Consider the following 25,296-nt stretch of genomic DNA (forward strand, 5'->3'; position numbering starts at 1 on the left):
CCCGCGCCTTCGACCTCGAGCGTGGGAATTTCACTTCTCTTAACCAGAATGCGTCAAGAATGGCGTCGACGCTGCTCATGCGGCCCGAGATCGACGACGCCATGGACGAACTTCTCAACGATTTCCTCGTCGAGACCGCCGAGCACATCGATGCGGCGACGATGGAGCTCGTCTGTCTCGAGAAGGACCCGAGCGATCGGGCGCTCATCGCCAGCCTCTTCCGCCATGTGCATACGATCAAAGGCACCAGCGGCTTTTTGAAGCTGCCGCGCGTCGGCCGGCTGACCCATTCGACCGAGGCGCTCATCGGCGCGCTGCGCGACGGCGCGCCGGTCCGCGCCTCGCATGTCACGCTGATCTTCGCCGCCGTGGACCGCCTGAAGGAAATTCTCGCGGAAATGGGCCGTTCCGAGGAAGAGCCCGCGGGCGACGACGAGGAGCTCGTCGTCGCGCTGGAGGACGCGACGCGACGCGCGCGCCTCGGCGAGGCCGAGCCGCCGGCGGCCGAAATCGCCGAAACGGACCTCGCCGCGCCGCTCGCGGGACCGCGCGCCGCGCAGCCGCCGAACGAGGCGCACGCCGCCGGCGTCGCCCATATCGGCGAGACGGTGCGCGTCTCGGTCAATGTGCTCGACCGGCTGATGGGCATCGTCTCCGAGCTCGTCTCCACCCGCAATCGGCTGCTCGAATTGTCGAGCGCCTGGGCCGGCGGCGACGAGGCGATGAGCAGCACGGTGCAGACGCTGTCCAATATCACCAGCGATTTGCAGGATGCGGTGATGAGCGCGCGGATGCAGCCGGTCGGACGGCTGTTCTCGACGCTGCCGCGCCTCGTGCGCGATCTCGCCCATGATCTCGGCAAGAAGATCGTCATCACGACGGAAGGCTCCGACACCGAGCTCGACCGGCAGGTGATCGAGCTCATTCGCGCGCCGCTGACCCATATCATCCGCAATAGCGCCGATCACGGCATAGAGCCGCCGGCCGAGCGCGCGCGCATCGGCAAGAACGAAACCGGCGTCATCACCGTGCGCGCCGCCTATGACGCCGGCCAGATCATCATCGACATCGCCGACGACGGCCGCGGGCTCGACGTCGCGCGCATCCACGCCAAGGCGCTGGCCAATGGGCTCGTCGGCGAGGCGGACATCTCCAAATTCACCGACAGCGAGCTGTTCGAATTCGTCTTCACGCCCGGCTTCTCGACGGCGGACGGCGTCACCAAGGTCTCCGGCCGCGGCGTCGGCATGGATGTGGTGCGCGAGAATATCCAGTCGATCGGCGGCTCCGTCTCGCTGACCTCGCGCTATGGCCGGGGCGCCTGCGTGACGCTGCGCATTCCGCTGACGCTCGCCATCACGCCGGCGCTGATCCTGACCAGCAACGGCTCCCGCTTCGCCATACCGCAGATGACCGTTGTCGAGCTCGTCGGCGTCGGCGACGGTTTCGAGCACGCGATCCAATATATTCATGACGCGCCGGTGCTGCGCCTGCGCAATGACGTGCTGCCGCTGCTCGATCTCTCCACGACGCTCGCGCTCGGCCGCCCGGCCGAGGAGGAGACGCGCGACGGCTTCGTCGTCGTGCTGCGCGTCGGCGCCGCGCGTTTCGGCCTGCTGGTCGAGACGATCGCCGATGTGCAGGAAGTCGTCATCGAGCCGCTGGTGAGCGCGCTGGCGCGTCTCGGCGTGTTCTCGGGCCAGACGATCCTCGGCGACGGATCCGTCGTGCTCATTCTCGATCCGGCCGCGCTGCTCGAACATGGCGGATTGCAGCGGCTGGCCGAGCGCCCGGCCGAAGCGGCGACGCCGGAAGCCTTCACGCCGCGGGCGGAGAAGACGCGGATCATACTGGTCAAGGCGGGCCCGGGCCCGCTGAAGGCGCTGCCTCTGTCCCTCGTTCTGCGCATAGAGGATGTGCCGCGCGAGCGGCTGATCCCTTCGGACGGGGCTTTCGTCATGGCCTATCGCGACAGCCTTCTGCCGATCATTCCGGCGACGGCGGATGTGTCGCTCGACCGCCCCTCCAGCCCGATCCTGGTGCTGTCCGGCGCGGGCCAGTCCATGGGCCTGCTCATAGAGGATATCGTCGACGTGACCGACGAAATTCTCGATCTGCAGCGGGAGAGCAATTCCCCGCATATCCTCGGCTCGATCCAGCTCGGCGGCGAGATCGTCGAATTTCTCGACGCCACTTACTACATGCGCATCGCCTGCCCCGCCGCCGTGGCGCGCGGCGTCAGCAAGCGGCATCGCATTCTGCTCGTCGACGACAAGGCCTTCTTCCGCGACATGCTGGCGCCGATTCTCGGCTCCGCCGGCTATGAGGTGACGACCGCGGCCTCGGCGCCGGAAGCCCTCTCCTTCTTGCGCAAAGGGCTCGCCGTCGAAGCCGTGGTGACGGATACCGACATGCCGGAGATGGACGGCTATAATTTCGCCCGCGCGCTGCATGAGCTGCCCGGCCTCGCCGATCTGCCGGTGGTGGCGCTCGCGGCGCAAGCCGCGCCGAGCGTGCTCGCCGCCGCGAAAGCCTGCGGCATCGCTTCCGTCACCGGCAAATTCGATCGCCGCGCGCTCATCGAATGCGTCGGCCGCCTGCTCGACAAGGCGGACACAGCGCCGCGCGATCTCGAATTGCGCATCATGTCGGAGCTCGCCGCATGACGCAGCAGCAACGCGAGACCAATGGACGCCGCCGGCCGATCGACGCGCCCAAGCGGCCGACCCGCAATTTCACCATAAAGGTGCGCGGTCAGAGCTTCGGCCTGCCGGTCGAATGCGTGAAGACGATCTTCCATGTCGACAAAGTGACGCCGGTCCCGCTGGCGCCGCGCGAGATCGCCGGCCTCGCCAATCTGCGCGGCCGCATCGTCACCGCGCTGCGGCTCGATCGCTGTCTCGAGCTCGACGGCGGCGACCGACCCGATTCGAAGCTCGCCGTCTGCATAGAGCACAATGGCGAGCGCTACGCTCTGCTCATCGACGAGACCGGCGACGTCGTCACCTGCGAGGAGGACGAGCGCATGGTCTGCCCGACCCATGTCGGACAGCAATTCATCGACGCCACCAACGCCTGCTACCGCCTCGACGACGATTTCCTGCCGATCCTCGACATTCCGGCGCTGGTGCGGCGCCTGTCGAGGCAGAGCGAGAGCGGCGGCCGCGACGGCCATTCGAGAGACGCATCCCGAGGAGGAGACTAATGAAGCAGATTCTGGTCGTGGACGATTCTGCGGTCATCCGCAAAGTCGCGCGCCGCATTCTCGAAGGAATGCAATTTTCCACCATCGAGGCGGAGAACGGCCGCAAGGCGCTGGTCGCCTGCGAGCAGGCGATGCCGGATGCGATCCTGCTCGACTGGAACATGCCGGAGATGGACGGCGTCGAATTCCTGCGCGCGCTGCGCAAAATGCCCGGCGGGGCGGGTCCCAAAGTGGTGTTCTGCACCACGGAGAACGAGGCGAGCCATATCGCTCTGGCGATGGACGCCGGCGCCGACGAATATATCATGAAGCCCTTCGACCAGCATGTGGTGCGGTCGAAGCTCGAGGATATCGGCGTCATCTGAGCCCGAACGGCAGGAACAGGGACGCTCTCGCGAGCGACGGCGCAATGCGGAAACGGGCGGCGGTCCGCGTTTTTCGACCCGGCGCGGAGACTGCGGCGGGGAGGCTGGAATGAGCCTCGCCTTCGCGCGCCTGCGGCGCCTCATCGGCTCGGTCGCCGGCATTTCGCTCGACGCCGACAAGCTCTACTTCGCCCAGAGCCGGCTCGAGCCGATCATGCGGGCGCATGAATGCCGCGATCTTGCCATGCTCATGCGCCTCATCGAAAAGCACGAGGACGAGGCGCTGCTGCAGCGCGTCGTCGAAGCGATGACGAATAACGAAACCTCGTTTTTCCGCGACCGCGTTCCCTTCGAGAAGCTGAGGCAGGAATGGCTTCCCGAACTGATGGCGCGGCGCGGCGAGCGGCGCCGCCTGCGCATTTGGTCGGCCGCCTGCTCGACCGGACAGGAGCCCTATTCCATCGCCATGGCGCTCGCCGAGTCGGAGCCCGATCTCGAGGACTGGACGATCGAGATCCTGGCGACGGATATTTCGGAACTGGCTCTGGAGACGGCGCGGCGGGGCGTCTATAGCCAGTTCGAGGCGCAGAGGGGCCTCACCGCGGCGCGGCTGCTGCGCCACCTCGAGCCCTTCAAAGGATATTGGCGCGTCAATGACGCGCTGCGGGCGCGCGTCGCCTTCCAAAAGCTCAATCTGCTCGACGAATTTCGCGACGCCGGACCTTACGACATCGTCTTTTGCCGCAATGTGCTCATGTATTTCGAGCCCGATGTGCGGCGCGACGTCATGACGCGCCTGTTCGGCGCCCTGGCGGAAGACGGCGTGCTGATTCTCGGCGCGGCGGAGACGATGGAGTTCGACGAGCGCTTCACGACATCGACCTCCGGCGACTGCCGCATTCTGCCACGCCGGCGCCGCGCCGCCATCGCGTGATCCGCGCGGCTTCGGGCGCGATTCGGGCAGCCGATCTCATGAGTTCTCGTTTCGACGCGTTTCCAACGCCGAGCCAGCGTCCGCTTCGGCTGGAAACGCTCTCGAAGCCAGATGAGCGGCAAAAATGCAAAGGGGCCCGGCGAGGGCCCCTTTGCATTTCGTCGCTCCGGCTTCGGGCTCAAGCGGTGATGCGCTCGTCGGCTTCGCTCGGCTCGCGCAGCACATAGCCGCGGCCCCACACCGTCTCGATGTAGTTACGGCCTTCGCTGGCGTTGGCGAGCTTCTTGCGCAGCTTACAGATGAACACGTCGATGATCTTGAGCTCCGGCTCGTCCATGCCGCCGTAGAGATGGTTGAGGAACATCTCCTTGGTGAGCGTCGTGCCCTTGCGCAGCGAGAGCAGCTCGAGCATCTGATATTCCTTGCCGGTCAGATGCACGCGGGCGCCGGAGACCTCCACCGTCTTCTGGTCCAGATTGACGACGAGATCGCCCGTGGTGATGACCGATTGGGCGTGGCCCTTGGAGCGGCGCACGATGGCGTGAATGCGCGCCACCAGCTCGTCCTTGTGGAAGGGCTTCGTCAGATAATCGTCAGCGCCGAAGCCCAGACCCTTCACCTTGTCCTCTATGCCGGCGAGGCCGGACAGGATCAGAATCGGCGTCTTGACCTTGGCGACCCGCAAGGTGCGCAGCACCTCATAGCCGGACATGTCGGGCAGATTCAAATCGAGCAGGATGATGTCGTAATCGTAGAGCTTTCCGAGATCGATGCCCTCTTCTCCGAGGTCCGTCGTATAGACGTTGAAATTCTCGGATTTGAGCATGAGCTCGATGCTTTGAGCGGTCGCGCTGTCATCCTCTATCAGTAAAACGCGCATTTTCGATCCCCACCCAGCTCCACCAAATCTGCCCCCGGACGCCGTCGCGCCGCCCGAGCGTCGACGATGCGCCGAGATTCGTCGGGCGCGCGCCGAGTTCTATGTCTATTTGTCGAAACGCTAAGCGGTAATGGTTAACAAACCCTGACCTTCGGCCCGGCGGCAAACCAGAACCTCGATCGTCGACGGCCGGAGGAGCCGCCACGAGCCAGAACAGCGTCTCTCGAGGGGGACGAATCGACCGGCTCCCTCATTTATACAAGCCGCTCGCGCGGCTGCGAAGCGCTCCGGCGCTACGCAAACTCCGCGGCGAAAGCTTCACGAAAGCCCCGCGACGCCACGGTTCGCGCTGCGCTGCGTGATTGACTTATGCGCGGGCTTTCTCCTATATGCCGGCGCGGCGTCGGAAAGACGCGTTTCGTGCGGGGGCTTGCGCGCCCGCAAAAATGCGGATGCAGCCGGCCGCGGGCGAGACGCCCGACGAGACCTGAACACAAGATCGAGGGCCGTGGCGGCGGCCGGCCGATGACGAGCTGTCGGCGCGAGGGCGATGTCGACGCGAGCGCTGTCGGCGCGCGCGGCGGGACGGCTCTTCGATCGGCGACCTGAGCGAGCGGAGACCCAAGGTGAAGAGAACTTATCAACCCAGCAAATTGGTGCGCAAGCGCCGCCACGGCTTTCGCGCCCGCATGGCGACCGTCGGCGGCCGCAATGTCCTCGCGGCGCGCCGCGCCCGCGGACGCAAGCGCCTGTCCGCCTGATTTTCGCAGGCTTCTCGGCCGAACGAGGACGAGAGGCATGAGCGAGAACATCCCGGCCGAAACGCGGAAGACGAAACCGCGACGCCTGCGAAAACGGCGCGAGTTTCTGCGCGCCGCCAAGAGCGGGCTCAGTCGCGGCGCGCGCGCCTTCAAGCTGCAGGCGGCGGCCCGAGAGGGCGAAGATGCGGAGGCGCCGCGCTTCGGCTTCACCGTGACGAAGAAAGTCGCCGGCGCCGTCGGCCGCAACCGTATCCGGCGCCGATTGAGAGAGGCCCTGCGGCTCTGTGGCGCATCCGGTCTCCCGGGCTATGATTATGTCTTCGTCGCCCGGCCCGAGGCATTGACGGCGCCTTTTCTGGAATTGACGGCGCAAATCGCGGACGGACTGACGAAGCTCAGGCCGGGCGACAAGACCCGGCGCCACCATCGCAACTCCAAAGACAGGCCGCAGGCGTCATGAACGAATATACGAAGAATGTCCTCATAGCGGCCGGCCTGTCGATGCTGGCGATCGCCGGCTGGGATTATTTCTACGCTTTCCCCAAGCTCGAGCAGCAGCAGAAGGAAGCGCAGCTCGCGCAGCAGCAGAGGCCCGCGGCGCAAAAGCCGGCCGCCAAGCCCGCCGATCAGTCCGCCGCCGACAAAGCCGCGCCCCCGGCCGCCCGGCAGCCACAGCAGAACGTCGCCGCCGCTCGGCCCGCGCCCAAGACGCGCGAGGCCGCGCTCGCCGAGAGCAAGCGCGTCTCCATCGACACGCCCTCCATTTCCGGCTCGATCGCGCTGAAAGGCGGACGCATCGACGACGTCTCGCTGAAAAACTATCACGAGACCGTCGATCCCACGAGCCCGATCATCGTGCTGCTCTCGCCCGAGGGCGCGCCGCAGCCCTATTACGCCGAATCGGGCTTTCTCGCCTCCGACAAGGACACGGCGCCGCCCGCTCTGCCGACCAGCGAATCGCTGTGGAGCGCCGATCGCGATCAGCTCACCGTCGGCCAGCCGCTGACGCTGTCCTTCGACAATGGCCAGGGCCTCGTCTTCAAGCGCAAAATCGCGATCGACGATCAATATATGTTCTCGGTGACCGACAGCGTCGAGAATCACGGCCAGAGCCCCGTCACCCTCTATCCCTATCTGCGCGTGTCGCGCATCGGCGCGTTTCCGAGCGCCGGCTACGCCGTTCTGCACGAAGGCTTCGTCGGCGTCTTGGGCGAGGCCGGCCTGCAGGAGCTGAAATTCGACAAGGTCGAGAAAGAGCCGCACGCCACGAAATCTTTCGAGGCGACCGGCGGCTGGCTCGGCTTCACCGAGAAATATTGGGCGGCCGTGCTGGTGCCGCAGCAGGATCGGCCGCTGGTGGCGCGCTTCTCGGCTTCGGGCGCCGGAACGGCCAAGGCCTATCAGGCCGATACGGTCGAGGCGCCGCTGACGATCGCGCCGGGCGCCTCGGGCTCGGTCGCGTCGCGCATCTTCGCCGGCGCCAAGGTCGTCGACACGCTCGACGCCTATGAGGGCCAGGGCATCAAGCTCTTCGACCGGCTCATCGATTGGGGATGGTTCTACTTCCTCACCCGGCCGATGTTCCGCATCATCGACAGCCTGTTCCATGTGCTCGGCAATTTCGGCCTCGCCATTCTGGCCGTCACCGTGCTCGTCAAGATCGCCTTCCTGCCGCTCGCCAACAAGAGCTATCTGGCCGTCGCCAAGATGAAGGAAATTCAGCCCAAGATTCAGGCGCTGAAGGAAAAATACGGCAGCGACAAGCAGGCGATGAGCCGCGAGCAGATGGAGCTGTTCCGCCGCGAGAAGGTCAATCCCGCCGGCGGCTGCCTCCCTGCTTTGCTGCAAATTCCGGTGTTCTTCTCGCTCTACAAGGTTCTGATCATCACCATCGAAATGCGCCATGCGCCCTTCTATGGCTGGATCAAGGACCTCTCGGCGCCGGACCCGACCAATATCTTCAACCTCTTCGGCCTCATCCCCTTCGATCCGACCCATATTCCGGTCTTCGGCTCGTTTCTGTGGCTCGGCGTCTGGCCGCTCGTCATGGGCGTCTCCATGTGGGTGCAGATGAAGATGAATCCGGAGCCGACCGACGAAATCCAGAAAATGGCTTTCGGCTGGATGCCGGTGATCTTCACCTTCTCGCTCGGCAGCTTCGCCTCCGGCCTCGTGATCTATTGGACCTGGAACAATGTGCTCTCGGTCGCGCAGCAATGGGTCATCATGAAGCGCGCGGGCGTGAAGTTCGAGCTGTGGGACAATCTGAAAAAGACGTTCACCTTCAAAAAGGCCGCCTGATCGCAGGGCGCGCCGCACCCTTGGATCACGCTTTGAACGAAACCCGCGACGAGGATTTCACCGAGCCGGGCCGGCTGCTCTTCGCCGGCCCGTGCGATTTCATATTCGCCAGCGCGAAATCCGGCGATTTGCCGCCGATCGGCCCGCCGGAGATCGCCTTCGCGGGCCGCTCCAATGTCGGCAAATCCTCCCTCCTCAACGCTCTCACCGGCCGCAAGACCTTGGCCCGCGTCTCCAACACGCCGGGGCGCACGCAGCAGCTCAATTTCTTCGCTCTCGGCGCTGCGCCGGGCGCGGAGCCGCTGCGCCTCGTCGATATGCCGGGCTATGGCTACGCCGCCGTCGGCAAGGAGAAGATCGCCAATTGGACACGGCTGATGGAGGAGTTTCTGCGCGGCCGCGCCTCGCTGGCGCGCGTCTTCGTGCTCATCGACAGCCGCCGCGGCGTGAAGGATCTCGATGAAGAGATGTTCGATCTGCTCGACCGCGCCGCGGTCTCCTATCAGATCGTGCTGACGAAGTATGACGAGCTGAAGGTCTCCGAGCGCGAGGCCGCCGTCGCCGCCGTGGAGGCCGCGCTGGCCAAGCGCCCGGCCGCCTTCCCGCGCCTCGCTGTCACCTCCTCCCGCACGGGCGACGGCGTGACGGAGCTTCGCGCCGGGATCGCGCGGCTGCTGGCCGAACGAAACGCTTGAATATTGCAGCCTCGTCGGTTCTAACCACCTCATTCGAATGAAGCGTCGCCGCGCCCACCCTCCCCTTGCAGGGGGAGGGTCGACCGGCGAAGCCGGACGGGGTGGGGTGCAAGCCCGAGACTCGGGGCGTCACCCCCTCCCGAGCGCCTTCGGCGCTCGACCTCCCCCCTCGAGGGGGAGGTGGGGCGTCGGTCATTCGCTCGATTGGCGTGTTCTCTCACCATTAGGCGGACCCATGACCGAGGATTCGGCCGACAGCGCGCTCCAGCAAGCCCGTATTCTGATGCAGGCGCTGCCCCATATGCTGCGCTATGACGAAGCGACAGTCGTGGTGAAATATGGCGGCCACGCCATGGGCGACGACAAGGTCGCGCGCGACTTCTCCCGCGACATGGTGCTGCTCGAGCAATCGGGCGTGAACCCCGTGGTCGTGCATGGCGGCGGCCCGCAGATCGGCGCCATGCTCGGCAAGCTCGGCATAAAATCCGAATTCGCCGACGGGCTGCGCGTCACCGACAAGGCGACGATGGAAATCGTCGAAATGGTGCTCGCCGGCTATATCAACAAGCAGATCGTCGGCTTCATCAATTCCGAGGGCGGCCGCGCGATCGGCCTTTGCGGCAAGGACGGCCGCATGGTGACGGCCGAGAAGCTCGCGCGCGCCAATCATGAGGACGGCAAGGCGATCGATCTCGGCTTCGTCGGCGAGGTGGCCAAGGTCGACACCACAGTGCTCGACCAAGTGCTCGGCCGCGAGCTGATCCCCGTGCTCGCGCCGGTGGCGCAGGGCCTCGACGGCGAGACCTACAATATCAACGCCGACACTTTCGCCGGCGCCATCGCCGGCGCGCTCGGCGCCAAGCGGCTCTTGTTCCTCACCGACGTTCCCGGCGTGCTGGACAAGAACAAGCAGCTCATCAAGGAGCTGAAGGTCGAGGATATTCCAGGCCTCGTCGCCGACGGCACCATCACCGGCGGCATGATCCCCAAGGTCGAGACCTGCATGTATGCGATCGAGCGCGGCGTCGAAGGCGTCGTCATTCTCGACGGCAAGCTGCCTCATGCGGTGCTGATCGAGCTTTTGACCGACCATGGCGCCGGCACGCTGATAACGAGGTGAGGCGTTGACAGCGAAGCGCGTGGCGACGATGCGATCCTGGAGCCGCCTCACGGCTCCGGATCGCGTCGCCCCACGCACGGGGCGGCGCGCGCGATGACGGAGCCCGCCGACGAGCCGCGCCTGCTGACCATCGCCAATCGCTTCGCCCATGTCGACACATGGGTCTTCGACCTCGACAACACGCTCTATCCGGCGTCGTCGGACCTCTGGCCGAAGATCGATCATCGAATCACTTTGTTCATGATCCGCCTGTTCGGCCTCGACGGAATGTCGTCGCGCGCGCTGCAGAAGCATTATTACAAGCATTACGGCACGACTCTGCGCGGGCTGATGACCGAGCATGGCGTCGACGCCGACGCATTTTTGAAATTCGTCCATGACATCGATCGCTCGTCGCTGCCGCCAAATCATTCGCTGGCGGCGGCGATCGCGGCGCTGCCGGGCCGCAAGCTCATCCTCACCAATGGCTCGCGCGAACATGCGCTCGATACGGCGAAGCAGCTCGCCATCGATCATATTTTCGAAGATGTGTTCGATATCGTCGCGGCCGATTTCATCGCCAAGCCGCATGAGGGCGCCTATGAGCGCTTCTTCGATCGCCACGCCGTCGAGCCGAAGCGCTCCGCCCTTTTCGAGGACATAGCGCGCAATCTCATCATCCCCCATGCGCGCGGCATGACCACCGTGCTGGTGACGCCGGAAGCCGGCCATGAAGAAAAGCGCGAATCCTGGGAGATCGCCCATGGTCGCGAGCCGCATGTGGATTTTACGACCAATGATCTCGCTGGGTTTTTGGAGGGGCTGACGGCGACGTCACAACCCCAGTAGAGGCCTGATCTTCGCCGTCATCGGACAGCAGGCGGCCCGAAGCTTTCCTCGTCATGCAGGTTTTCTGGCGTCACCCCGGCGAGTAGATCATCGAGAGAGCATTCGGGCGCTGTAAGCGGCTCGATCACAACGCGGCCGCCTTCGACGCGCAACTCGACAGTCTGGCCGATCTCGAGGCGCGCCTGCTCCATGACGGCCGAAGCTATGCGCACGGCTGCGGAGCTGCCCCATTTTTCGACGATCGCTCGCATCAGGAAACCTCGCTTATCTACAGCTTCGAAGCCTACGACCGGGACGCCGCGTCGTCGAGCCGTTTTCCCATCCCGTTCAGAAACTGTCACATTTCCGCAACGGAACAGCATTCTTTGCAACGTCGCCTTGACTGTGGAGCACCCGCTCTCTTCAATGCGGCAATGATGCGAGCGGGGGCACATCGGCATTTGAGAGCGAGCGTGATCGCGCGCGTGCTCGCCTGCCTGCTCATGCTGCAAGGCTTCATCGTCGCCGCTGGCACCACTCTCGCGGAACAAACAAGCGGCGCCGCCGGCTGGACCGAAATTCACGCGACGGCGACCGAGCGCTGCGCTGGCCAGAACGGCGCCGAAAATCCGCTGAACGGCCACTCCTCTTGCGAGCGCTGCATGTTCTGCACGCTCGGCGCGCGTGGCGCCGCGCTGATCCTCGCGGCGCTCTGGTGCGTGACCGCGATCTCGCCGCCCGAACCGGATTGGCGCCTTGCGCCACGCAGCGCCGACGCGGCCGAATCCTCGACGCCGCTCGGCTGGGCCAGCACCTGGTCGTCGCGCGCGCCGCCTTCCCTCTCCTGATCCGAAACGAATCGCGGCTCTCTCGCCGCATCTTTCTATCGGAATCGCGCGCGCCTGCATGGCGTCGCGCCAGGAGCAATTTCACATGTCTCGCAACGCCCTCATGCGCGGCGCATCCGCCGGCGCGCTGTCTTTCGTCGTCTTTTCATCCGCCGCTGCGCAGGAGGCCCTGCCCGCCATCGACATCTCCGGCGAGCAGCGCCCTGCCGCCGGCCCCTCGCGCGGAAAGCTGCAACCGCCGAATGGCAAGCTGCAGCTCGATGTCGCCTCGCAGACCGGCAGCCGCCTCGGCCTGACGCCGCGCGAGACGCCGTCCTCCGTCTCCATCGTCGATCGCGCGACGATCGAGGCGCGCGGCGCGCAGACGACGCAGGAGGTTATTCAGCGAATGCCCGGCGTCGTCACCTCGGACCCGCCGGGCTCGGCCGGCGCGATCAGCCTGCGCGGCTTCGGCGCGTCATCGGTGACGCAGATGTTCAACGGCATCACCGTGCAATATGACGCCATCGCCGGACGCCCCGTCGACAGCTGGCTCTACGACCGCATCGAGCTTCTCGGCGGCGCCTCCTCTTATCTCTACGGCCAGGGCGCCGTCGGCGGCGCGGTGAACTACGTCAGCAAGATCGCCACGCGCGGCGAAGAGCGCAATGAGGCGCTGTTGATGGGCGGCATGTGGTTCAACCGCCGCGCCTCTTATGGCTTCAACAAGCAGCTCGACGAGACTAATTGGCTGCAATTCGATCTGAGCTACAAGGGCTCGCAAGGCTGGGTCGAGGATTCCAATCACAATTCCGGCGCCGGCTCCATCTCCTGGCTCACCGATATCGCGCCCGGCCTCTCCAACACTGTCGCGGTGGAATTCCAGAGCGAGCAGCGCGACGCCTATTGGGGCACGCCGGTTCCGCGTCCGTTCGGCGGAACGGGCACGATTGCCTGGGGAACCTTCGGCCTGCCGGTTCTCGATCTCAAATTCGATCCCGGCGTGCGCTTCAAGAACTACAACAGCCTGAAGCCGGTCTTCGACCAGCAGGTGCTGTGGGTGCGCGATATTGCGGAATATAAGCTCGACGAGGAGACGAGCTTCAAAAACACCTTCTATCTCTATCGCGCCGACCGGCAATATCAAAACGTCGAATCCTATCGCTACGATGCGACCAACACGCTCATAGAGCGCAGCGGATCTTTCGCCACCCGGCACGTCCAGAGCCTCGTCGGCGACAGGCTGGAGGCGACGAATGCGACGACGCTATTCGGCCTCGAATCGAAGACGGTCGCAGGCATAGATTTTTCGCTCAATCAGCAGACGCGCAACGGAAGCCTGGAATCGGGGCTGACCGTCGACTCGGTCGAGCCCTATGGCTACTCGGCCTATAAGCTCTATCAGGACAATCCAGCGGCGACGAGCTATGTGGGCGACGCCCGCAGCAAGCTCTACACGCTAGCGCTCTTCGCCGAGAACCGGCTGTCGCTGACGCCGCAGCTTCATCTCGTGACGGGCCTGCGCTGGGAGAAGATCAGCCTCGAGCGCTTCAATTATCGCATTCCGACCCTGCCCAGCGCCTCGAACCCCTATGGCAATCCCGCCTATTTCGGCAAAGGATACGAGCCGATCACCTGGCGCGCCGCGCTGATGTACGACGTGACCAAGGAGGCGAACGTCTATGTCTCCTACAGCACGGCGGCCGATCCGCCCTCCGGCATTCTGCTCACCAACAACGCCGGCGGCGTGCGCAATTTCGAGCTCACCACCGGCTGGCAGATCGAGGCGGGAACGAAGCTCGATTTCTGGGAGGGCAGAGGCTCGGCGACTCTCGCCGGCTATTTCATCGAGCGCAACAATCTCACCACTTCCGATCCCGCCAATCCCAACAATGTCATCAATGTCGGCAAGCAATCGTCGAATGGCATAGAGGCCAATGTCGGCTTGCAGGTGTTGGATAATCTCAGCGTGCAGGGCAACGCGGCCTGGATCAATCCGAAATTCGAGACATTCGAGGAGGCGGCGACGATCGCCGGAACGACGATGCGCGTGTCGCGCGCCGGCAATCGGCCGACCAATATGGCGCGCTGGATCGCCAATGGCTGGATCACCTGGGATTTCCTGCCCGATTGGCAGGCGACCTTCGCGACGCGCTTCGTCGGCGATCGTTTCGCCGACAACGCCAACACCATGCGCATACCGGCCTATACGACTTTCGACGCTGGCCTCTCCTGGCGCATAACGCCCAATGCGAAGCTGACCGCCATGCTGAAGAACATGACCGACGCCGCTTATGTCGAATGGGCGTCGGGCGGCACTGGACCGCTACTGCGGCTCGGCCAGCCGCGCACTTTCGAATTGTCGCTGAAGATGACCTTCTGAGGAGGCGGACATGAAGAGATATCTCTATCTCGCTCATCGCTGGCTCGGGATCGGGCTCTGTCTGTTCATGGCCATGTGGTTCTTCTCGGGCGTCGTCATGATGTATGTCGGCTATCCCAAGCTCTTGCCGTCGGAGAGGCTGGCGGCGCTGCCGCCGCTCGATCCGGCGCGCTGCTGCATCGATCTCTCCCGCGCTTTCGACGCTGCGGGCGAGGGCGGCGCGCCACAATCCGTCCGCCTCACCAGCATCGCCGGCGCGCCGGCTTTCATTTTCGGGCGGCGCGCGAAGGACAGCGGACCGCAATTCACGGCGGTGCGCGCCAGCGACGGCGCGCGCGTGACCAGCGTTTCGGAGCAGGACGCCACCGTCGCCGCGCGCGCCTTCCTCGGCGGCGAGGCGAGCTATGACGGAATCGTCGACGAAGACCAATGGACGCATTCCAAAGGTCTCGACGGACTGCGCCCGCTCCATCGCGTCTATATGTCCGATGCGGATTCGACGCTGCTCTATGTCTCTTCCGTCACTGGCGAGGTGGTCCGCGACGCGACGCGGACGGAGCGCCTCTGGAACTGGGCCGGCGCCTGGATCCATTGGCTCTATCCGTTTCGCGGCGGCTGGTTCGAGGCCTATTGGCACGATATCATCGTCTATTCCTCGCTCATCGGAACCGTGCTCGCCGTCACCGGCCTCGTCGTCGGAGTGATGCGCTGGCGCTTTCGCGCGCCCTATAAGACCGGCGCGCGCACGCCCTATCGCGAAGGCATGATGAAATGGCACCATATCGTCGGCCTCATCGGCGGCGCGACGGCGATCACTTTCGTGTTCAGCGGCCTGATGTCGATGAACCCTTGGAAAATCTTCGAGACGAAATCGGCCTTCGACGCCAAAGCCTATTATGGCGGCGCGCTCGCGCCCGAGCGATTCCATCTGTCCATTGCGCAAGCGCTGACGAAATTCGCGGATGACGGATTCGCCGCGCGCGAGCTCGAGCTGCGCGTCATCGACGGCGCCGGCTATTATGTCGGCTTCAGCGCCGGCGGCGCGACGCGAATCTTGCGCGCAGAGGCCGACGCCGCCCCCGCCTTCACCCTGCCGCTCGAGGAATTGAAGCGGCTCGGCGCGCGGCTCGTTCCCGACGCGAAAGTCACAGCGGCGACGGTGATGGAGACCTACGACTTCTATTATTTCGCGCGCGCGCCACACACCATGCATGGCGATGTCGACAAGCGCCTGCCTGTGTTGCGGCTCGAGTTCGACGACGCCGCCGGAACCTGGGCGCATATCGACCCGCATACGGGCGCCGTGCTCGGCAAGCTGGATTCCGGGCGCCGCGCGAGCCGCTGGCTCTTCGCCTTTCTGCACAGCTGGGATGCGCCGGCGCTGCTCGCCGCGCGGCCCTTGTGGGACGCGCTCATGCTGGCGCTCAATGGCGCGGGCTTCGCGCTCAGCGTCACCGGAATCGTGATCGGCTGGCGACGGCTGAAGCGCAAATTCGGCGAGCGCAGAGCGCCCGCTCTGGCGGTCCCGCGCAGGGCCTAGCGCCCGACTCCCGCCGGCAGCCGCACGCTGTCGAGATCGGCGCCGTGGAAGCTCGCGCCCGTGACGTCGGCGCCCGAGAGATCGGCGTCGCCGAGCTTGGCGTGATCGAGCCGCGCATTGCGCAGGCTCGCGCCGGCGAAGCGCGCCGAGGCCAAGACCGCATGGGTGAGATTGGCGCCGGTCAGATCGGCGCCGTCGAAGATCGCGGCGGTGAGATCGGCGCGCACAGGGACCATGCCCTGATTGGCCGGATCGGCGCCGAGATCGGCCTCGACGAGCTTCGCCTTCACGAAGCGCGCGCCGCGGCCGCCGCCGATGATGCGGGCGCGCGTCAGATCGGCGCCGGAAAAATCCGCCTCGTCGAGAATGGCCGCATAGAGGATCGCGCCGGAAAGATCGGCGCCCGAGAGATCGGCCTCGCGCAGATCGGCGCGGGTGAGATTGGCCTCGCCGAGCCTTGCGCCGACGAGCTTCGCCCCGGCGAGCCGCGCAGCGAAGAGATCGGCGCGCCGAAGGTCGAGCCCCGAGAGATCGAGGCCGGAGAGATCGAGATCGGTGAGCGCCACAGGCTTTCCGGCGGAGGCGGCGATCAGCTGCTCTATATCGGCGCGGCTTCGGTCCGCCGCCGCGGCCGCCGGCGGCATGAGAATCAGGAGGACGGCGGCCAAAAGGCGTCTCGCTCGGGCCGAGGACATGGTGAAGGCTCCCTCGCTCTGCGTCGCTTCTGTGGCGACGGCGGGCGAGCCTACCCCCGCCACGCGTCCACGGCCGCGGGAAAGAATGCGCCGCAGGCAGGAAAGACGTCCCGCCGCCGACGCGGCGATAGGCCCTATTTCCGCGATTGACAGGGCGGCGGCCTTGCCGCCTATAGCCCTGACCCTTTCTGCGGGCCGCCTGCCCGCGACGTCTCGGAGCTAGACGATTTCATGCCGCACACTGGTCTCGAGAACCTCATCACCACCGCCTTCGAAGACAGGGCCAATATCGACGCCTCCACGCAGGGCGACATTCGCCACGCGGTCGAGAGCGCGCTGCGTCTGCTCGATTCGGGCAAGCTCCGCGTCGCCGAGAAAATCGAGGGCGAGACCGGAGCCGGCTCCTGGAAGGTCAATCAATGGCTGAAGAAGGCCGTGCTTCTCTCCTTCCGCCTCAATGATATGAGCGTGATCGAGGGCGGGCCGGGCGGCGCGAGCTGGTGGGACAAGGTTCCCTCCAAATTCGCCGGCTGGGGCGCGGCCGAGCATAGAGCCGCGGGCTTCCGCTCCGTGCCGGGCGCGATCGTGCGTCACTCGGCCTTCGTGGCGCCGGGCGTGATCCTGATGCCGTCCTTCGTCAATCTAGGCGCCCATGTGGACGCCGGCACGATGGTCGACACTTGGGCCACGGTCGGCTCCTGCGCGCAGATCGGCAAGAATGTGCATCTTTCCGGCGGCGTCGGCATTGGCGGGGTGCTGGAGCCGCTGCAGGCCGGCCCCACCATCATAGAGGATGATTGCTTCATCGGCGCGCGCTCGGAGATCGTCGAGGGCGTCGTCGTCGGCCAGGGCTCGGTGATTTCCATGGGCGTCTTCATCGGCGCCTCGACCAAGGTGATCGACCGCGCCACCGGCCAGATTCACATCGGCTACGTGCCGCCCTATTCGGTCGTGGTGTCGGGCAATCTGCCGGGCAAGCCGCTGCCGGACGGCTCGGCCGGGCCGTCGCTCTATTGCGCCGTCATTGTGAAGACCGTCGACGCGCAGACGCGCGGCAAGACGGCGATCAACGAGCTGCTGAGGGACTGATGGAGCTGCCCTCGCGCGAGCGCCTGAGCTTCCTCTATCGCACGGAGGAGGGAAGCCTCGACCGCGCCGGCTGGCGCGGCGGCGCGGCCGGCCTCGTCACCCTGCTCGTTCCGCTGACGCTGATCTGGCTGGCGCTCTTCCCCTATACGGATCACGACCTTGCGAAGGACCCGTTCTTCGTCTGGCAGACGGTGGTCGCCTACGCCTATCTGGCGCTCTATTCGCTCGCCGTGCTGCTGATCGCGGTGAGCTTCGTCAACCTCTCGGCCAAGCGCTTCCGCGCGCTCGGCCGGCCGGCGCCGCTGCTGCTGGCCGGCCTCCTGCCCTTCGCCGCACTGGTGGCGGGCGCGATGCACTGGCTGCAGCCGCGCGTCGCCGAGGTGATGCCCTATTGGCCGGTGGCGCTCACCGATCTCGCGCTCGCCGCGGTCGCGCTGTGGACGGGGTATGAGCTGGGGGTGAGAGAGAGCGGGGAGTGACGGTTTCACCTTGCGGCGACAAGCAGCCCTCATGCTGAGGAGGCCGCGCAGCGGCCGTCTCGAAGCACGAGGGCTGCGATGCCGATCGAAGGGGCGACAGTCTACATCCTCCTCTGCGCCGACGGCGCATATTACACCGGCCTGACTCGCAAAAGCGTCGACGAGCGCGTCAGCGAGCACAATCAGGGAATCCATGAAGGATTCACGGCGACGCGCTTGCCGCTTCGCCTTCTCTGGTCGGCGCATTTCGAACGCGTGACGGAAGCGATCGCGACAGAACGGCGCATCAAGGGCTGGAGCCGGGCCAAGAAGGAAGCGCTGATGCGCGGAGATTTGGACGCCCTTCCTGGCTTGGCCGCTCGCGGCGGAAAGAAGGAACGTCGAGATTGCGGCGTCCCCTCGCCCTTCGAGACGCCTGCTGCGCAGGCTCCTCAGGGTAAGGGGACTTAAAGATTCCGTCTTCGGTCGGATCCTCGTCCCCCCCACGCGTTGACGCCTCCGCCCGGCGCCCATAGTGTGCGCGCCTCTTCGCAACCGCAACAAAAGCCGCATCATGCCCATGTCCGAGCCTTTGCCCGCCGATCTCCTCGAAGCCGCCCGCGTCTCGCCGGCCTGGCCGTTCGAAGAGGCGCGCAAGCTCGTCAAACGCGTGGCGGAGACCGGCCAGACCAAAGTTCTGTTCGAGACCGGCTACGGCCCCTCGGGCCTGCCGCATATCGGCACTTTCGGCGAGGTGGCGCGCACCTCCATGGTGCGCCACGCCTTCGAAGTGCTGACCGAAGGAAAGATCGAGACGCGCCTGCTCGCCTTCTCGGACGATATGGACGGGCTGCGCAAAGTGCCCGACAATATCCCCAATAAGGAGCTGGTCCGCGCCCATCTCGGCAAGCCGCTGACCAAGGTGCCGGACCCGTTCGGCACGCATGAGAGCTTCGGCGCGCACAATAACGCACGCCTGCGCGCCTTTCTCGACGCTTTCGGCTTCAAATACGAATTCGCCTCCTCGACGGACTATTACACCTCCGGCCGCTTCGACGCCGCGCTGCTGCATATGCTGGCGCGCTATGAGGAGGTGATGAAGATCATGCTGCCGACCTTCCGGGAGGAGCGTGCGGCGACCTATTCCCCCTTCCTGCCGATTCACCCGCACACGGGCATCGTCATGCAGGTTCCGCTCGATTCCATCGACGCCACAGCGGGGACGATCTCCTGGCGCGATCCCGAGAGCGGCGACGCCTTCGTCACGCCCGTCACCGGCGGACACTGTAAACTTCAATGGAAGCCGGATTGGGCGATGCGCTGGTATGCGCTCTCGGTCGATTATGAGATGGCCGGCAAGGACCTCATCGATTCGGTGAAGCTGTCCTCTGCGATCGTGCGCGCGCTCGGCGGCCGTCCGCCGGAGGGCTTCAATTACGAGCTCTTCCTCGACGAGAAGGGCCAGAAGATTTCCAAATCCAAGGGCAATGGACTCACCATCGAGGAATGGCTGACCTACGCCAGCCCGGAGAGCCTCGCGCAATTCATGTTTCAAAAGCCGAGCGCAGCCAAGAAGCTCTATTTCGACGTCATTCCGCGCAATGTCGACGATTACCTCTCCTTCCTCGAGGCCTATCGGCGGCAGGCGTGGAAGGAGCGGCTCGGCAATCCGGCCTGGCACATCCACTTCGGCGCGCCGCCGGAGCCGGAGACGCTCGCCCATGAGGGCGAGGCCAAGGGGACGGCGATCTCCTTCTCCATGCTGCTCAATCTCGCGACCGTGGCCAATGCGGAAGACCCGTCTGTCCTGTGGGGCTTTCTGCGCCGCTATGCGCCGAATGTGTCGCCGCAGAATCATCCGCGCCTCGACAAGCTCGTCGGCTATGCGGTCGCTTACTTTCGCGACTTCGTGCGGCCCGCGAAAAAATATCGCGCCGCCGACGATGTGGAGCGCGGCGTGCTGACGACTCTTTCGCAGACGCTGGCGTCGCTGCCGAAGGACGCCTGCGCCGAGGATATTCAGACCGCGCTCTATGATGTCGCGCGCGCCGTGCCGCGCTATCAGGATTTGAAGGCCAAAGGCGCGACGCCGGAACGGCCGGGCGTGTCGAACGACTTCTTCAACATGCTCTATGAGGTTCTGCTCGGCGAGAGCAGGGGCCCGCGCTTCGGCTCCTTCGTCGCGTTGTTCGGAATTGACGAGACGCGCGGCCTCATCGCCAAGGCGCTCGCCGGGGAGTTGCTCGGCGTCTCGAGCACAGCGCCCTCGCCCTGAGGAGGCCCCGAAGGGGCCGTCTCGAAGGGTCGCCCCCTGTGGAACATCCTTCGAGGCTTTTTGCGTTCCGCAAAAAGCGCCTCAGGATGAGGGGTGGGTTTGTCGGAGGAAACATGCGCGCTGCGGATGCGGATATTCTGATCCTGCCGGGGCTCGGCGGCTCCGGCCTCGAGCATTGGCAGACGCGCTGGGCGAAAAAGCTCTCCACCGCGCGCTGCGTGGCGCAGGCGGATTTCGATGCGCCGCGTTTTCCCGAATGGATCGAGAGCATAGAGCGCGAGATCGCCGCGGCGACGCGCCCCGTGGTGCTGGTCACGCATTCGCTCGGCGGCATAGCGGCGCTGCATGTCGCCGCGCGCGGCAGCGACAAGATCGCCGCCGGCTTCCTCGTCGCGCCGCCCTCCGAGCGCGCGATCGCCGAGCTGACGGCGATCGATCCCGCCTTTCTGCCGATTCCGCGCGAGCGGCTGCGCTTTCCCGCGCTTCTCGTCGCCAGTTCTGACGATCCTAATGCGGAGGCGGATTTCTCGAGGGTCTTGGCGCAGGACATAGGCGCGGAGCTGGTGGACGCCGGCGCGGCCGGACACATCAACGCCGATAGCGGCCATGGGCCTTGGCCCGAGGGCTCGCTGCGCTTCGCGGGCTTTCTGTCGAAGCTGTAGCGTCCCCTCCCTCACCCTCTCCCGCTTTCGCGGGAGAAGGAGGCGGCGGGCATTGCGCAAAGCGTCGATGAAGCGCCGAATCTGCTCCCTCTCCCGCGAAGCGGGGGAGAGCTGGGGAGGGGGCCTCACCGCCCGCGCATCGCCTCTATTTCCCTGCGCGCCCGCGCCTCCAGCGCATCGGCGGCCTCTCGCGTCATCAGCCGGCGCGGCGTCGCCACGTCGAGCGTCGCGCCGACGTGCGAGGGGCGCGGCGACAGAAGAAAAATCACATCGGCGAGCTCGATCGCCTCGCGCAGATCATGGGTAACGATCAGCGTCGTCACATGGCGCTCGTCGATCAGCGCGGCGATGCGCGCGCGCAGATCGCGCGCCAGCGCATCGTCGAGCGAGACGAAAGGCTCATCCAGCAGCAGAAGATCGGGCTCGATCGCCAGCGCCCGCGCAATGGCGACGCGGCGCGCGAGGCCGAGCGATAATTCCCCCGGAAAATGCCGCGCATGGTCCTCGAGCTCCAGCGCGGCGAGCAGAGCGGCGAGCGCTTCCTCGCTGGCCTGCGGCGCGGCGATGCGCAGATTGTCGATGACGCTGCGCCAGGGCAGAAGGCGCGGCTCTTGAAACACCATGCCGAGCCGCCCGCCCGCCGGAAGCGTCACCTCGCCGGAAAATTCCGTATCGAGTCCGGCGATGATGCGCAGCAATGTCGTCTTGCCGCAGCCGGACGGGCCGACCACGGCGCCGGCGCGTCCGGCCGGCAGGGAAAGCATGAGATTTTCCAGCGCCCGCTGCGGCCGGCCGCCGCTGGCGTAATCCTTATGCGAAACCCTGACCTCGAGCAGGGCGGCGGCGCCATCGCGAGACATGTCGTTCAAAGGGCTGCACCAGGAGAGTTTCGACGGCGAGCATCAGCAGGACGAAGGGAATCGCATAGGCGAGCAGCAAACGCACGTCGAAAAGCTGAAACGCCATATTGATCTCGAAGCCGACGCCATTGGAGCGGCCGATCAGCTCCACCACCAGCACGATCTTCCAGACCAGCGAGAGGCCCGAGCGCGTCGCCGCCGCGATATAGGGCGCGAGCTGCGGCAAGACGATATGCCGCAGCCGCGCGGCCGGGCGCAGGCGGAAGACCTCGGCCATCTCATCGAGCTCGTGATCGAGCGCGCGGGCGCCCTCCCGCATCACGACGATGGCGTTGGGGAGCTTGTTGAGCGCCACCGCGCCCACCGCCGCCGCCTCGGTGAGGCCGGCCCAGAGATAGGCCAGCACGATGACCACCAGCGCCGGCAGATTGAGGAGAATGACCAGCCAGGGATCGAACAGCCGATCCAGCGCCGGCCGCCGTCCCATGGCGTAGCCGAGCGCCGCGCCCAGACTCATGGCCAGCAGAAAAGCGGCGGCGACGCGCGCCAATGTCGCCGCGAGATTGGTGAACAGCGCGCCGCTCTCGGCCTCATGAGCGATCGCCTCGAAGACAGGGAGCGGCCCCGGCAGGCGGCGCGGATCGGAAAACAGCGCCGCGCCCTGCCAGAAAGCCAGCAGCAGCGCCAGCGACAGGAGGCGGATCACCGCACCGCGCTCGCCGCGGGCTCGTAGAAAGTGCCCGCGGGCAAGGTCTTCGCCGAGCCGACCAGCGCCGCGCCGCCGATCTCGGCCAGAGTGGCGTAGAGCCCGGCGGCGTCTTCCCGCTCCTGCTCGACGCTGCGGGCGGGAATGCCCTCCACATAGCTCTTGCGATAGAGCGCGAGCACGGCGGGGTCCTTGGCCGGAATGCGCTGCAGGGCGATGCGCCAGGCGGCGTCCGATGTCGCGATCAGGCGTCGCGCCTTGTCGATCATGGCGAAGAAGCGCGCCAGCGACGCGGGACTCTTCGCGGCGAAGCCCTCGTCGAACACATAGCCGGTGACGACCGGCGCGCCCTTGGCGCCGAGCGCCGTCTCCACCTTGCGCAGATCGATGACGCGGGAGAGGCCGCGCGCCTCGAGATCAGCGGCGAAATTCCAGAATTCGAGCGCGGCGTCCAGCTCGCCCTCGGCGGCCTTCTCGGCGATGAGCGGCGGCGCGCCGTAAACGATGGTCGCCGATTTGGTGAGATCGACGCCCTGCCGCTGTGCATAGGCGCGCAGCAGCAGCCAGCTCTTGTCGAGCGGGCCGCCGGCGACGCCGAGCTTCTTGCCGGCGAGATCGGCGACGCTCTTCACCGCTTTGTCGCGCGCCATCAGCGCGCCTATGGCGGTGGAGTGCGGATAGAAGGTGAGCTTGGCGCCGTCGGCGCGCTGGCGCGCCACCCACAGCCAGTCGGAGACCACGATATCAACGGAACTGCTCTGAATGGCGATCTTGGCGGCGTCGGTATTGGCGAGTTCCGTGACCGTCAGCTCGAGCCCCGCCTCCTTATCGAGGCCGAAGGCGGAAATGACGGCGAGCTCCCAAACGCCCGAGCCGGTCTTCTGCAGGCCTAGGCGGAGCCGGTCGGCCGCGCGCGCCGGCGCGACGGCGAGAAGTGCGACCAGCGCCGCGAGCAGGAGCTTTTGGAAGATTGGTCGCAAGATGAATCCCGCCTCTGTGCCGAGCGCTCGCGTGAACGAAGAAACGGGGCCTTCACCCTCCCCTCGAGGGGGAGGGTCGGATGGCGAAGCCATCCGGGGTGGGGTCGCACGGCAAAGACTCGGCGGAAACACCCCCACCCGATCGCCTTCGGCGCTCGACCTCCCCCCTCTAGGGGGAGGTGGAAACGCCTCTCCCGGCGCCACTTCTCGTTCACCCTGCGCCTCTGTGATGATTATTCACGAGACAGGATAGCACAATTCCCGAGGCGGGCGCGCAAAACGCCCGCGACGCAGCGTCGCTCACGCCGCCTTGCAGCGTCGCAGCCCCCGCCACGCCAGCACGGCGAGCAGCAGAGCCGGCAGCCCCACGCCGGCCGCGAGCGCGGAGGCGACGCCGGCCAAGGCGCTCGCCGCATCTGCGCTCGCGGGGAAGCACGGCAGAGCGGCGTAATCGGCCTGCGTCAGCGTCTGGCCGGCATGGGCGCGCGACCAGAAGAAATCGCGCCAGCGCTTGTGGAAGTCGTCGAGCCGGTCGGAGAATTCCGCATAGCGGCGGTCGCCGGAGCCGGCGATATCGGCGACCGAGCGATACATCAGCAGCGCCGGCGAGAGAAAGGACAATTGGTCGGCGAGCGCGCGCTGGCGGGCGAGTTGCTTCTCGTGACGCGCCATCACCTGCTCGACGCGGGCGTTGGCTGTCTCCAGCACGGCGAGGCGGCGAATGGTGCGCTCCTTCGCATCGCCGAGCTTCATCTCCGCCGCCGTAGCGTCGGGGTGCTCCTCGGCGTAGCGGGCGAGGGCGGCGTCGCGCTCGCGATCGGCGTCGGTCGCAGCGGCGCGCGCGGCCAGCGTCATCTCCGAGCGCGAGGGCGCCGGATAGAGCGCGTCGGCGAGCGTGTTGACGGCGGCGGGCGCGATCATGGTGAGGCCGGCCCAGACGGCGATGAGCGCCAGCGCATTATAGGCGGAGCTTTTGCCGAAACTGTCGACGACGGCCGCGAGCAGCGCCCAAAAGGCGCCATAAGCGAAGATCGCCGCGATGAGCAGCGCGAAGGCGCAGGAAGCGAGCGGCTCGGCTCCGCGCAGCAGATAGACGCCGGCGCAGGTCGCCGCGATCATCGCCAATATCGGCAGACCGGCCCGCGCCGCGAGCTTGCCGAGCAGAACGGCAGTCTGGCTCTCCGCGCTGGCGAACGTCAGAGCGAGCGTGCCCTTCTCGCGCTCGCCGGCCGAAAGATCGAAGCAGAGCGCGAGAATCGCCAGAGGAAAGACGAAGACCAGCACGAAGGAGAGATCGATCGAGCCGCTGGCGAGATGCGCCGGATTCTCGATCTCATCCGCGAAGAGGAAGCTGTCCTTGGTCCCGCTCGTCACTTTGAGCGCGGCGGGGAAAAGATCGCTCTGCCCTGTGGCGACGATCGCGAGCGGGGTCGGCTCCAACGCCGCCACCGCCGCCGCAGAGCCGCCGCCGACGAAGACCGCGTTGCGCGGATCGCGATAGGGCGGCGTCTCGCCCTTCACGCGGCCGGCGTCCAAATCGGCGAGCGTCTTGCGCAGCGAATCGAGACGCAGCGTCTCGTCGCGCCGCGCATCCTCTATCGCCGCTTTTTGCGCGGCGATGCGCTCGGCGCCGTCGAAAAAGGCGAGCGCGCTCATTGTCGCGATCGCCGCGAGCACGGCCCAAGCGGCGGCGTCGCGCCGCAGAAGCCGCCATTCGAACCGCCATGCGGCGAGAAACGCAGAGAAGGTCATG

The 25,296-nt window shown here is 66.0% G+C and carries 25 protein-coding genes; 18 read left to right on the top strand and 7 right to left on the bottom strand.

Translation table 11 applies throughout. The features are described 5' to 3' along the window. Window positions 1-59 precede the first annotated feature (59 nt). The 4 genes from FMZ75_RS08585 (at window position 60) to FMZ75_RS08600 (ending at window position 4,504) form a co-directional block, all read left to right on the top strand. Window positions 60-2,666, top strand: coding sequence for a chemotaxis protein CheW (locus FMZ75_RS08585; protein WP_166142209.1), 2,607 nt, complete (start codon window positions 60-62; stop codon window positions 2,664-2,666). Further along, complete coding sequence (locus FMZ75_RS08590; RefSeq protein ID WP_166142211.1) at window positions 2,663-3,205, top strand: chemotaxis protein CheW; 543 nt, start codon at window positions 2,663-2,665, stop codon at window positions 3,203-3,205. Before FMZ75_RS08585 ends, FMZ75_RS08590 begins: the two co-directional genes overlap by 4 nt. After that, window positions 3,205-3,570 carry a response regulator gene (locus FMZ75_RS08595; RefSeq protein ID WP_166142213.1) on the top strand — a complete coding sequence of 122 codons (366 nt, stop codon included), beginning with the start codon at window positions 3,205-3,207 and terminating at the stop codon, window positions 3,568-3,570. Before FMZ75_RS08590 ends, FMZ75_RS08595 begins: the two co-directional genes overlap by 1 nt. Window positions 3,571-3,679: 109 nt before the next feature. Next, entirely contained in the window at window positions 3,680-4,504 is an 825-nt protein-coding gene (locus tag FMZ75_RS08600; RefSeq protein ID WP_166142215.1) for a protein-glutamate O-methyltransferase CheR, read from the top strand. Window positions 4,505-4,682: 178 nt separating this feature from the next. On the opposite strand, the gene ctrA is transcribed toward FMZ75_RS08600, so the two are convergent. After that, window positions 4,683-5,384, bottom strand: a complete 702-nt coding sequence (gene ctrA, locus FMZ75_RS08605; RefSeq protein WP_108917056.1) for a response regulator transcription factor CtrA — start codon at window positions 5,382-5,384, stop codon at window positions 4,683-4,685. 626 nt (window positions 5,385-6,010) lie between these two features. Here ctrA and rpmH point away from each other — a divergent pair. The 6 genes from rpmH (at window position 6,011) to FMZ75_RS08635 (ending at window position 11,089) form a co-directional block, all read left to right on the top strand. Beyond that, a complete protein-coding gene (gene rpmH, locus FMZ75_RS08610; protein WP_024878470.1) occupies window positions 6,011-6,145 on the top strand; it encodes a 50S ribosomal protein L34 in 135 nt (44 codons plus the stop codon). 37 nt (window positions 6,146-6,182) lie between these two features. Further along, window positions 6,183-6,605 carry a ribonuclease P protein component gene (rnpA, locus tag FMZ75_RS08615; RefSeq protein ID WP_166142217.1) on the top strand — a complete coding sequence of 141 codons (423 nt, stop codon included), beginning with the start codon at window positions 6,183-6,185 and terminating at the stop codon, window positions 6,603-6,605. Beyond that, window positions 6,602-8,446 carry a membrane protein insertase YidC gene (gene yidC, locus FMZ75_RS08620; RefSeq protein WP_166142219.1) on the top strand — a complete coding sequence of 615 codons (1,845 nt, stop codon included), beginning with the start codon at window positions 6,602-6,604 and terminating at the stop codon, window positions 8,444-8,446. Before rnpA ends, yidC begins: the two co-directional genes overlap by 4 nt. A 32-nt stretch (window positions 8,447-8,478) precedes the next feature. Then, complete coding sequence (yihA, locus tag FMZ75_RS08625; RefSeq protein WP_166142221.1) at window positions 8,479-9,141, top strand: ribosome biogenesis GTP-binding protein YihA/YsxC; 663 nt, start codon at window positions 8,479-8,481, stop codon at window positions 9,139-9,141. A gap of 235 nt (window positions 9,142-9,376) precedes the next feature. Beyond that, the gene (argB, locus tag FMZ75_RS08630; protein WP_166142223.1) at window positions 9,377-10,261 is read left to right on the top strand and encodes an acetylglutamate kinase; all 885 of its coding nucleotides are present in this window, start codon (window positions 9,377-9,379) and stop codon (window positions 10,259-10,261) included. A 93-nt stretch (window positions 10,262-10,354) separates the two neighbouring features. After that, entirely contained in the window at window positions 10,355-11,089 is a 735-nt protein-coding gene (locus FMZ75_RS08635) for a pyrimidine 5'-nucleotidase (protein WP_142862632.1), read from the top strand. A gap of 17 nt (window positions 11,090-11,106) precedes the next feature. On the opposite strand, the gene FMZ75_RS08640 is transcribed toward FMZ75_RS08635, so the two are convergent. Continuing rightward, window positions 11,107-11,451: an AbrB/MazE/SpoVT family DNA-binding domain-containing protein gene (locus FMZ75_RS08640; RefSeq protein ID WP_246659809.1), complete on the bottom strand. Its 345-nt coding sequence runs from the start codon at window positions 11,449-11,451 to the stop codon at window positions 11,107-11,109. Window positions 11,452-11,541: 90 nt separating this feature from the next. On the opposite strand from FMZ75_RS08640, the gene FMZ75_RS08645 reads away from it, so the two are divergent. The 3 genes from FMZ75_RS08645 (at window position 11,542) to FMZ75_RS08655 (ending at window position 15,818) form a co-directional block, all read left to right on the top strand. After that, on the top strand, window positions 11,542-11,916 hold the full coding sequence (locus FMZ75_RS08645) for a hypothetical protein (RefSeq protein ID WP_142862631.1): 375 nt from the start codon (window positions 11,542-11,544) through the stop codon (window positions 11,914-11,916). Between the two features lie 85 nt (window positions 11,917-12,001). Beyond that, window positions 12,002-14,278, top strand: coding sequence for a TonB-dependent siderophore receptor (locus FMZ75_RS08650; protein ID WP_246728857.1), 2,277 nt, complete (start codon window positions 12,002-12,004; stop codon window positions 14,276-14,278). Window positions 14,279-14,288: 10 nt separating this feature from the next. Further along, complete coding sequence (locus FMZ75_RS08655) at window positions 14,289-15,818, top strand: PepSY domain-containing protein (RefSeq protein ID WP_166142227.1); 1,530 nt, start codon at window positions 14,289-14,291, stop codon at window positions 15,816-15,818. Here FMZ75_RS08655 and FMZ75_RS08660 read toward each other — a convergent pair. Further along, a complete protein-coding gene (locus FMZ75_RS08660) occupies window positions 15,815-16,486 on the bottom strand; it encodes a pentapeptide repeat-containing protein (protein WP_166142229.1) in 672 nt (223 codons plus the stop codon). The two genes, FMZ75_RS08655 and FMZ75_RS08660, sit on opposite strands and share 4 nt — an antisense overlap. A 258-nt stretch (window positions 16,487-16,744) precedes the next feature. On the opposite strand from FMZ75_RS08660, the gene dapD reads away from it, so the two are divergent. The 5 genes from dapD (at window position 16,745) to FMZ75_RS08685 (ending at window position 20,997) form a co-directional block, all read left to right on the top strand. After that, on the top strand, window positions 16,745-17,602 hold the full coding sequence (gene dapD, locus FMZ75_RS08665; protein ID WP_166142231.1) for a 2,3,4,5-tetrahydropyridine-2,6-dicarboxylate N-succinyltransferase: 858 nt from the start codon (window positions 16,745-16,747) through the stop codon (window positions 17,600-17,602). Beyond that, the gene (locus FMZ75_RS08670; RefSeq protein ID WP_166142233.1) at window positions 17,602-18,081 is read left to right on the top strand and encodes a hypothetical protein; all 480 of its coding nucleotides are present in this window, start codon (window positions 17,602-17,604) and stop codon (window positions 18,079-18,081) included. The genes dapD and FMZ75_RS08670 overlap by 1 nt, the downstream gene beginning before the upstream one ends. A gap of 78 nt (window positions 18,082-18,159) precedes the next feature. After that, complete coding sequence (locus FMZ75_RS08675; RefSeq protein WP_142862625.1) at window positions 18,160-18,531, top strand: GIY-YIG nuclease family protein; 372 nt, start codon at window positions 18,160-18,162, stop codon at window positions 18,529-18,531. Between the two features lie 103 nt (window positions 18,532-18,634). Then, window positions 18,635-20,335 (top strand): lysine--tRNA ligase, encoded by a 1,701-nt coding sequence (locus FMZ75_RS08680; RefSeq protein ID WP_166142235.1) that lies wholly within the window; start codon window positions 18,635-18,637, stop codon window positions 20,333-20,335. A 113-nt stretch (window positions 20,336-20,448) separates the two neighbouring features. Beyond that, window positions 20,449-20,997, top strand: a complete 549-nt coding sequence (locus tag FMZ75_RS08685) for an alpha/beta hydrolase (RefSeq protein ID WP_166142237.1) — start codon at window positions 20,449-20,451, stop codon at window positions 20,995-20,997. A gap of 125 nt (window positions 20,998-21,122) precedes the next feature. Here the strand turns inward: FMZ75_RS08685 and FMZ75_RS08690 are convergent, their stop codons facing one another. The 4 genes from FMZ75_RS08690 to FMZ75_RS08705 all read right to left on the bottom strand — a co-directional run bounded on the left by FMZ75_RS08690 (window position 21,123) and on the right by FMZ75_RS08705 (window position 25,295). Continuing rightward, on the bottom strand, window positions 21,123-21,857 hold the full coding sequence (locus tag FMZ75_RS08690; protein WP_166142239.1) for an ABC transporter ATP-binding protein: 735 nt from the start codon (window positions 21,855-21,857) through the stop codon (window positions 21,123-21,125). Next, window positions 21,808-22,563, bottom strand: coding sequence for an ABC transporter permease (locus FMZ75_RS08695; RefSeq protein WP_142862621.1), 756 nt, complete (start codon window positions 22,561-22,563; stop codon window positions 21,808-21,810). The genes FMZ75_RS08690 and FMZ75_RS08695 overlap by 50 nt, the downstream gene beginning before the upstream one ends. Next, the gene (locus FMZ75_RS08700) at window positions 22,560-23,543 is read right to left on the bottom strand and encodes an ABC transporter substrate-binding protein (RefSeq protein WP_207783349.1); all 984 of its coding nucleotides are present in this window, start codon (window positions 23,541-23,543) and stop codon (window positions 22,560-22,562) included. The genes FMZ75_RS08695 and FMZ75_RS08700 overlap by 4 nt, the downstream gene beginning before the upstream one ends. A 300-nt stretch (window positions 23,544-23,843) precedes the next feature. Further along, window positions 23,844-25,295 (bottom strand): DUF3526 domain-containing protein, encoded by a 1,452-nt coding sequence (locus tag FMZ75_RS08705; protein ID WP_166142241.1) that lies wholly within the window; start codon window positions 25,293-25,295, stop codon window positions 23,844-23,846. Window position 25,296 lies beyond the last annotated feature (1 nt).

The sequence above is a fragment of the Methylosinus sp. RM1 genome (genome assembly GCF_011378635.1).
Lineage (GTDB): Bacteria > Pseudomonadota > Alphaproteobacteria > Rhizobiales > Beijerinckiaceae > Methylosinus > Methylosinus sporium.